Raw genomic sequence first — 249 nt, 5'->3', positions numbered from 1 at the left:
TGAACAGTCACACTTCCGCCCTGTTGAGAACCTCATTCAGTTCGATGGCAAGAAGCGGTATCAAGAGGATATCTCTGTTAAGACAGCCGATCTCGCCACGACGCTGTCGTATCGGGATGCTGCGTCGCCCGACACCATCCAGCGGCGAGTCAAAGACTACGGTCAGAAACTCTCATCGTTTGTTTCTGACCACATTCCAGGTACAGAAGCTGGCACCGTCATCCCGGACGGGACAAAGTGTCATAGTCA

1 pseudogene is annotated in these 249 nt (G+C 53.0%); it reads left to right on the top strand.

From position 1 onward, the window contains the following. A pseudogene (locus O2S87_RS19390) lies at positions 1-249 on the top strand (ISH6 family transposase); the annotation flags it as partial.

The organism is Halohasta sp. A2, from assembly GCF_056175805.1.
This window is presented reverse-complemented; position numbering and strand designations above follow the sequence as displayed.